The organism is Shewanella electrodiphila (assembly GCF_023283985.1).
Lineage (GTDB): Bacteria > Pseudomonadota > Gammaproteobacteria > Enterobacterales > Shewanellaceae > Shewanella > Shewanella electrodiphila.
Genome location: NZ_JAKIKU010000025.1, coordinates 1 through 7,382, shown reverse-complemented (window position 1 = coordinate 7,382; position 7,382 = coordinate 1). Strand labels below are relative to the sequence as shown.

8 protein-coding genes are annotated in these 7,382 nt (G+C 39.8%); 6 read left to right on the top strand and 2 right to left on the bottom strand.

The window, feature by feature from the left end:
• Together L2737_RS21900 and L2737_RS21895 are read left to right on the top strand one after the other, a co-directional pair.
• The coding region (locus L2737_RS21900) for a helix-turn-helix transcriptional regulator (protein ID WP_248957096.1) at nucleotides 1–301 on the top strand (301 nt) is incomplete at its 5' end.
• 96 nt (nucleotides 302–397) lie between these two features.
• Nucleotides 398–1,282, top strand: a complete 885-nt coding sequence (locus L2737_RS21895) for a DMT family transporter (RefSeq protein WP_248957095.1) — start codon at nucleotides 398–400, stop codon at nucleotides 1,280–1,282.
• 259 nt (nucleotides 1,283–1,541) lie between these two features.
• On the opposite strand, the gene L2737_RS21890 is transcribed toward L2737_RS21895, so the two are convergent.
• Both L2737_RS21890 and L2737_RS21885 read right to left on the bottom strand, forming a co-directional pair.
• A complete protein-coding gene (locus tag L2737_RS21890; RefSeq protein WP_201530390.1) occupies nucleotides 1,542–2,168 on the bottom strand; it encodes a LysE family translocator in 627 nt (208 codons plus the stop codon).
• A gap of 40 nt (nucleotides 2,169–2,208) precedes the next feature.
• Nucleotides 2,209–2,535 (bottom strand): hypothetical protein, encoded by a 327-nt coding sequence (locus tag L2737_RS21885; protein ID WP_248957094.1) that lies wholly within the window; start codon nucleotides 2,533–2,535, stop codon nucleotides 2,209–2,211.
• A 255-nt stretch (nucleotides 2,536–2,790) separates the two neighbouring features.
• Between L2737_RS21885 and L2737_RS21880 the strand changes: the two genes are divergently transcribed.
• From L2737_RS21880 to L2737_RS21865, 4 genes are all read left to right on the top strand, one after another.
• Nucleotides 2,791–4,494: a MobA/MobL family protein gene (locus L2737_RS21880; RefSeq protein WP_248957093.1), complete on the top strand. Its 1,704-nt coding sequence runs from the start codon at nucleotides 2,791–2,793 to the stop codon at nucleotides 4,492–4,494.
• 4 nt (nucleotides 4,495–4,498) lie between these two features.
• Entirely contained in the window at nucleotides 4,499–5,299 is an 801-nt protein-coding gene (locus L2737_RS21875; protein ID WP_248957092.1) for a hypothetical protein, read from the top strand.
• Nucleotides 5,300–5,574: 275 nt separating this feature from the next.
• The gene (gene repM / locus L2737_RS21870; RefSeq protein ID WP_087816257.1) at nucleotides 5,575–6,519 is read left to right on the top strand and encodes a replication initiation protein RepM; all 945 of its coding nucleotides are present in this window, start codon (nucleotides 5,575–5,577) and stop codon (nucleotides 6,517–6,519) included.
• A 210-nt stretch (nucleotides 6,520–6,729) separates the two neighbouring features.
• Nucleotides 6,730–7,382 (top strand): AraC family transcriptional regulator (locus L2737_RS21865; protein WP_248957091.1); only part of this gene is annotated, 653 nt, incomplete at its 3' end.

Genomic DNA, 7,382 nt, shown 5'->3' with positions numbered 1-7,382 from the left:
TATAGCCACCAATCATACAGTGAAATCGCTTGCTAAGATTGCTTGTCTCAGTGAAAGTCAGTTCAAAGTCTTATTTAAGGAACATCTTGGCTGCACGCCTAACACCAATATTACCGACCTTCGTATGCAAGCTGCTCTTGGTCTCATCCTAAATACCGATACACCTATTACGATTGTGGCTGAGAGGTGCGGTTACGATAATGTGTCTGCCTTTATACGTCGTTTTTCTAGCTTTTACCATCAGACCCCACATAAACTTCGCTGTAATAATCAAAATATGAAGCAGCCAATAATCAGCTGATCAGCACATATTTCAATCTATTCCGACAAAACTTTGAGCATCAATTTCATTACCATAGTCACATAATATGAATGTACGCTAGGTAAGGAAATGCCATTGAATATTCACACCCAGTCAAAGCAAGATATTGTGAATTTTGCTACACCTATAGGATTTTTGGCTATATGGAGTGGCGGTGCCATCTTTGCAAAAGTTGGTTTGCAATATACCGACTCTTGGAGCTTTTTATTTTTAAGATCAGCAATCGCTTTATCACTACTTCTAGCCATATATCTAAAATCTACCCATAAAAAAACAGCTATCACTGAGATTAATAAAGATCAGCTCAAAGGCATTATATTTTCAGGTCTATTGCTGCAAGTCTTCTATTTAACCTTTTATTTTTCAGCTATTAACACAGGGCTATCCCTTGGCATCATTATACTTGTACTTGGCATACAGCCGATTATAACGTCACTATTAAGTGGAAACACGGTTAGCGTTAAAAACGTCATACTATTAGTGATTTGTTTTTCAGGCTTGGTATTGTCTACATTAGGCTATCATAGCGTCGATAAAATCAATGTATCAGGTATAGTCCTTTCTGTACTGGCGTTGCTATCCATCACGTTTGGTACTATCGCTCAAGCTAAGGTTGAAACGCCGCCTATTTTAACCCTATTGATCCAGACTATTTTTTCATTCTTGATATTCTCGGCTGTGATTGTTTATCAAGGATTGTCTTTTGAGGTCAATGCTTACTCTTTGCTGTCATTGGTATGGATGGGTGCAGTCGTTTCTGTAGGTGCTTATTTGCTATTAATGCTTATGCTCAAATATAGCTCCGCAGATAAAGTAAGCACGTTATTCTTTTTATTGCCTTTACTGACAATGATCTTGGAGAGTCTGATTTTTGACACTACTTTAAGTAGTTTGACTATTTTTGGCGTCCTATTGGTCTGTGCAAGTTTGTTTGTTTATCAGACTCAAAAATCCCCTTGAGATAACAAATGGTTGTGAGTCAGAGTAGTATCGAATATTAAATTATAAACAACTAAATCTATTCTTAAAAAGATCACCTCATGTACACAGTGAAGTACACTAGCACTGTCTCAACAACTCAAAACGTTGATGCCAGTAGCTTATATCTAGACGTTCTAGTTCTCACTAGGGAGCCTAACCAGTGAAAGCACCTGATTGGTTCACCGCAGATATAATTAAATCAGATTCGATGGCTTGGGAATAGGTGTGCTAGCTCTTCTTATAAAAACAGCCTTCTACTAGTTTCCCACAATATATAAATAGCAATAAACAATAGAATAAGTCCTGAAGACTTACTAATTGTATTTGCGATTTTGTTATTGCTAACCTTTGAGAATATAAAAGAATAAATAGATAAGATACTATAGTCTAGCGCTATCCATACCAAGGTCAGAATTAGCATAGAGGAATATATATCGCTTGAAACCTTTAAGAATAAAGGGAAGAAAGCAATAAAGAAAATAACATCCTTAGGGTTAGAGATACCTATAAGAAAACCATCTTTGAAATGGTTTTTCGTAACAAGAACTGAGCTTTCTTTTACAGTCTGATTAATATCAATTTTATCTTTTACTATATTTATAGAAAAATATATAAGATAGAATGCCCCTAAAAAGGATAACCACAGCATAGCTGTCTCGCTAACTGAAAACACTCCTTGAAGGATAATAAATGATATCGCTATCAAAATTAGTGATGCAGCATTAGTACCTGCGACTGTTGCTAATCCAGCCCTGAACCCACCTTTTACGCTTGCACTCACTACAAGTACAGTCACAGGTCCTGGAGTACCTAAAAACAGTAAAACAGCTGAAAAATAGGTGAATAATAAAGAATAATCAATCATTTAACTAATGCCTTTTTTATTTTTAATGGACATATTTTATTTACAAGTGCTCATCTAAACTAGCATTCAACTCTAAATCATTCTTATTGTCACTCTTAGTCTCGACCGTACCACCAAGCCCCTTTACCAAATCTGTCATTAAATCCTTATCGCCCTGTCTGCTCAAAAAATCCAACAGGTTATCAGCCGTATATTCTTTTAAGCCTTGTACAGAATTATTCTCTAAAGCGTCCACAAAAAAAGCACCCAGTAGTATTTTCTGCCTTGTTAGCTTTTTATCTAGCTTCTGCTTCTCTCTATTTATTTTAAGCTCAAGCTCATTAATCTTCTGCTGTTCCTTTAAATCATTACCACCTAGTAAGCTCATAACCCCTCCTTAAATTATCAAAAATATAGCTCTTCCAATCATAGCAACTTCGCCAATACCTAACAACAGTTTATGATATAGTTAATTAACGGATGGTTGAGTCCCACTGACTAAGTGCGAGTTTTCGACTTTACAAATGTTTATCCCTGACGGTCACATATTTCTAAAATCAAAACATCGGCAGGGGCAAGCCCCCACACCCCCCACACTACGAAAAGACGTAGTGCTAAAAAACAAAGGTATGAGTATTTAGAAATGGCTATTTTCATCGCATCGACCAAATCAATATCACGAGGCAGCGGACAAAGTGCGGTTGCTTCTGCGAGCTATCGTGCTGGTTGTGAATTGGAAGATAAGCGATATGGTAAGACCCATGATTACTCAAAAAAGCAGGGGGTGATGAGCGCCGATATTATTTTGCCGACAGCATTGGCAGCCGCCAACGCTGAAATTTCACGCAGTGAGTTATGGAACAAAGCAGAGGATGCCGAGAAGCGAGTCGATGCGCGTGTGGCTCGCGAATGGCTGGTTAATCTACCCCATGAATTAAGCGAGCAAGACCGAAAAGAGCTAGCACATACCTTCGCCCAGACCTTAGCAGACCGTTACGGCACCATTGCCGATTGCGCCATTCATGAGCCAACTCAAAAAGAGATCGATCGGGGCGCAGACCCTCGAAACTTCCACGCTCATATCCTATTCACCACGCGCACCGCAGAGCTTGACGACAGTAACGAGATCATACTAACCGACAAAGCCAGTATTGAGCTGTCAGATAATAAGCGGCGTTCGCTTGGCATGGCGCGAGTCAGCCATGAGATTAAAGACGTTCGCCAAATATGGGAGCAGATAGCCAACGAAAAACTGGCCGAGCATAACCTCAACTTAATTGACAGTCGCAGCTATGCCGCGCAAGGGATTGATATTGAGCCACAACTCAAAATGGGATCAGTCGCTACCAAGCTGGAACGTGACAAATACGAGCGAGAGCTAAGAAAAGCTGAACAAGCCAAAGAAGAAGGCAAGCATTACGAGATTGATAAAACGCCAGCAACACAGCTCGGCACCATCAACGAAATAATTAACGAGCGTAACGAGCTGGTATGGGGCGTAGAGCTTACCAAAAATCAGATCGTGAATGATGCCGCTGATGCCATCATCTTAAACGGTCATAAAATCAAAGATATTGAACACACCACATCGCTACCAAGCAGGACAACCGTAGCAGATGAACCCATCAAAAAGCCTGAACCAACATCTGCGCCAAAGCCTAAAGCACCCACGCTCGATGCGGTAGCAAAAGCCATGGCAATGGCGAAAGGGGTTGCCACTCGAAAAGCCGACGAACAGAAACAAAAAGAGTTGGCGCTGGAGCAGCAAAGGCAGCATGAGCTTGCTGAACAACAAAAACGTGAACAAGCCGAGCGTGAGCGCATTGAACAGGCACGAGCCGACAGAGCAAGGCAGCAGCAAGCGATAGCCGAGCAGCTGGAGCGCGAAAGTCAGCAGTTCATGGTAGATAAAAAAGCGCTGTATGCCGCTGTAATGGCACAGTTAGAACAGCATACGCAGAAAGGGATTGATCCAGACAGCAAGGTAGGCAAACCCATTTTATCGATTTCAGTCGCTAATGAGATCACACACAGCCTCAATCAGTATATGGATAACCCAGATACCACACAGAGACAGCGCGAGCTTGCGCTAAATGAGCGTACTGCGTTAACGGACTTAGTGAACGACAAATCAACGCAAGCTTTGAGTGAGATTAAAAATCTACACTATACCAGTGATCGTAAAACGCACACAGCAGCTCTACAAGACGTTTTAACTGAATTTGCAGACAATCACGGGCAAAGCATCGATAAATCGCAGGAAAAAGCCCTAGAGAGCGCACAAAAAGCCATTTCAGACTACAGTAACGAGATTAACCGCAGCCGCAGCTATGGATTAGGAAGATAAAAAAATGTCAGAGATACCCAACCTTGAAGACTTGCTTACCGCTATTGCAACGCTTACCGAGCATAACACCGAATTGCTCACTCAAAGAGAAGAACAGTATCAAGCGATGGCAGCAAGAGACACAGCTACCGCCAAGCTTGTTAACGAACTAACTGCACAGCTCAAGGACTATCAGGAACGAGAAAATAAAATAAAATCAGCGCTTGTTGCCGGTACAGCTAAAGAGGTTCGCTTAGAGGTTGCTGATCTTCTCAATTACTACTCTAACCGGCTAACCCAAGGCGTTGGTGGTCACGTTGAGCAAGCAAATATTCAGCTAGAAAGTACAATAGGTATAGCGAAGACACAGATAACCCAGCTGTCTAAATTATCAACTGAGATGAAAGGAACGTTTGATACTAACTTTAGCAGCTTAAAGCTTTTTTCTGAGAACTTTGAAGAACAAAACAAGAGCTTAGCTAATGACGCAAACATTGTTTTAAACAGTGTTAGAACTCAAGCAAAGAAAGGGGCAGAAAAGTATACAAAGGAGTTATCAGAGGAGTTTGCTAAATCACTGAGCTGGAAGGCTGCTGCTCTAATAGGTGGTATCTGTGCTTGTATATTTGCCCTGACGTTATTTTCTGTTTGGCTTATTGTACCTAGTAAAGCTGAAATAGCTGATCGTCAAGCTGAGTACAACCGTTTAGCAGCAGCTAAAGTGGCTCATAATGTGATTAAAGGTAAAGATGGTTACTATGCAAAAGTTAAAAAGCAATCCTGTTTTTTAGGTTCGGATAATGAACAGTACTGTAAATTTAGATAGATCAAAGCCTTTATCTTTTTAGTTAATAAAAAAGAAAAAAGGTTTTTAATGCTTTTAATGCTTTTAAAAGCTTTTACGTCCGCTACAGGGCTTGCCATTCATAGCTCTTAGACTCCATTCGACTACGTTTAGCGACCCATTCGACTACGTTTAGCGACCCATTCGACTACGTTTAGCGACCCATTCGACTACGTTTAGCGACTATTCGACTACATTGATTGAAAGTTGTAGTTTAATATGTTTATAATGTTTATGGCGTCCCTTAATGAGCAGAAATGATGAGTAAGCTAATTACCAAAGATAATAAATTAATAAATGCGAGTTATTCACTTGGCATACCTGAGCAGCGAGTTATCTTTTTGGCTATTGTTGAAGCTCGAGCGCAAGAACGAATGATTGATGCTAGAGGTGTGCTACAAATTCATGCAAGCAGTTATCAAGAACAATTTAAAGTGGAAAAACATTCAGCATACAAAGCTTTGAAAAGTGCTGCTAATGGCTTGTTTGAGTCTTATTTTGGGTATGATTATATTCACGAAAAGACAGGGAAGCCAGCGCATCGTGTCGTTAGGTGGGCGCAAGCAGTAAGCTACATAGAAACGGCTGGTATGATTGAATTACAGTTCACTGATGCCGTTATTCCACTAATAACAAGACTTAGCGAGCAATATACTGAATATGATTTAAAGCAGGTTAGCGAGTTGCAAAGCGAATATGCAATCAGGCTTTATGAGTTAATGATGCAATGGAAATCAGTTGGCAAAACAAACAAAATACCACTTGCTGAATTCCGTACAAAACTAGGCGTTGAGCCTGAACAGTATAAGAAAATGTGTAACTTCAAAGCTCGAGTGTTAGACCTTGCGATTAGTCAGATAAACGACTTCACCGATGTGACAGCCACATATGAGCAGCATAAATCTGGTAGGGCTGTCACTGGCTTTACATTCAAGTTTAAAATGAAGAAAAACGAAGAAAAAACTACTGCTAATATTGAAAGTGATAACAGCGACAGATCTACTATTGAAGGGCTAAATGACAAGCAACTAGGGCGTATCGCTCGGAACCCTAGCTTTATCGCTGATTATAATCATTTGGTCAGCTCTACTAGCCCAGCTGGACAAAATGCTACTGAATGGGAGTTTGAAATGACTAACCGTCTAAAAAAAGACCCTTCTCAGTTCAAGAAGCGTCCAATTAAAGATTACTTAGAGTATTAAGGCTAATGGTCTGTTATGAGTAGTTCCGCAAATACAGTCTGTTATAAGTGGTCTGTTAATAGGTTTGAAGGGCAAAATAGCTGGTTCCCTTGGGGTATACTTTAATCATACTGATAATAGAAAGGCGTCAATTTATTAATCGCTAATTTTTTTGCTGAACTCTCCTAAAGCTCTGTTACCTAAAAATATTCCAAGCAGTGAATAGACCTCATGAAAGATACTGATTTAATAAATAATCTATTTATCAGAACGTATGACAGTCAAATGAATGGACATACTCACGATTACCATCAAATTCTCATGCCATTGATGGGCGACATTAGTATGATAATTGGTGATCAGGCTATTAATGTTTCTTATGGAGAGGCTTTAGTCATAAGGAAAGGTGTTTATCATCAATTTCAGGCAAGAGAAGACTTTCGATTTTTAGTAGCAAATATAGAAAACATAGATTTTTTACAACTGTCACTAGACGAGATTCATTTTGCAATGGACGAAAAAACGTTGTTGTATATATCTTTCATTGAAAAGCAATTGATCTCTGCTCACAACCAAAAAATAGAAGTGATGATGTTTGAGTTATTAAAAGAGCTTCTTGGAACCATTAAAATGAGTAAGCGATTGGATACTCGTTTAACTACGGTCGTTCATATTTTACAAACTAATATAGCCACCAATCATACAGTGAAATCGCTTGCTAAGATTGCTTGTCTCAGTGAAAGTCAGTTCAAAGTCTTATTTAAGGAACATCTTGGCTGCACGCCTAACACCTATATTACCGACCTTCGTATGCAAGCTGCTCTTGGTCTCATCCTAAATACCGATACACCTATTACGATTGTGGCTGAGAGGTGCGGTTACGA

Bases quoted from the DNA above. Each gene is read 5' to 3' on its own strand.
- repM (WP_087816257.1), top strand. From the start codon at position 5,575: ATGATGAGTAAGCTAATTACCAAAGATAATAAATTAATAAATGCGAGT.
- L2737_RS21880 (WP_248957093.1), top strand. From the start codon at position 2,791: ATGGCTATTTTCATCGCATCGACCAAATCAATATCACGAGGCAGCGGA.
- L2737_RS21890 (WP_201530390.1), bottom strand. From the start codon at position 2,168: ATGATTGATTATTCTTTATTATTCACCTATTTTTCAGCTGTTTTACTG.
- L2737_RS21875 (WP_248957092.1), top strand. From the start codon at position 4,499: ATGTCAGAGATACCCAACCTTGAAGACTTGCTTACCGCTATTGCAACG.
- L2737_RS21885 (WP_248957094.1), bottom strand. From the start codon at position 2,535: ATGAGCTTACTAGGTGGTAATGATTTAAAGGAACAGCAGAAGATTAAT.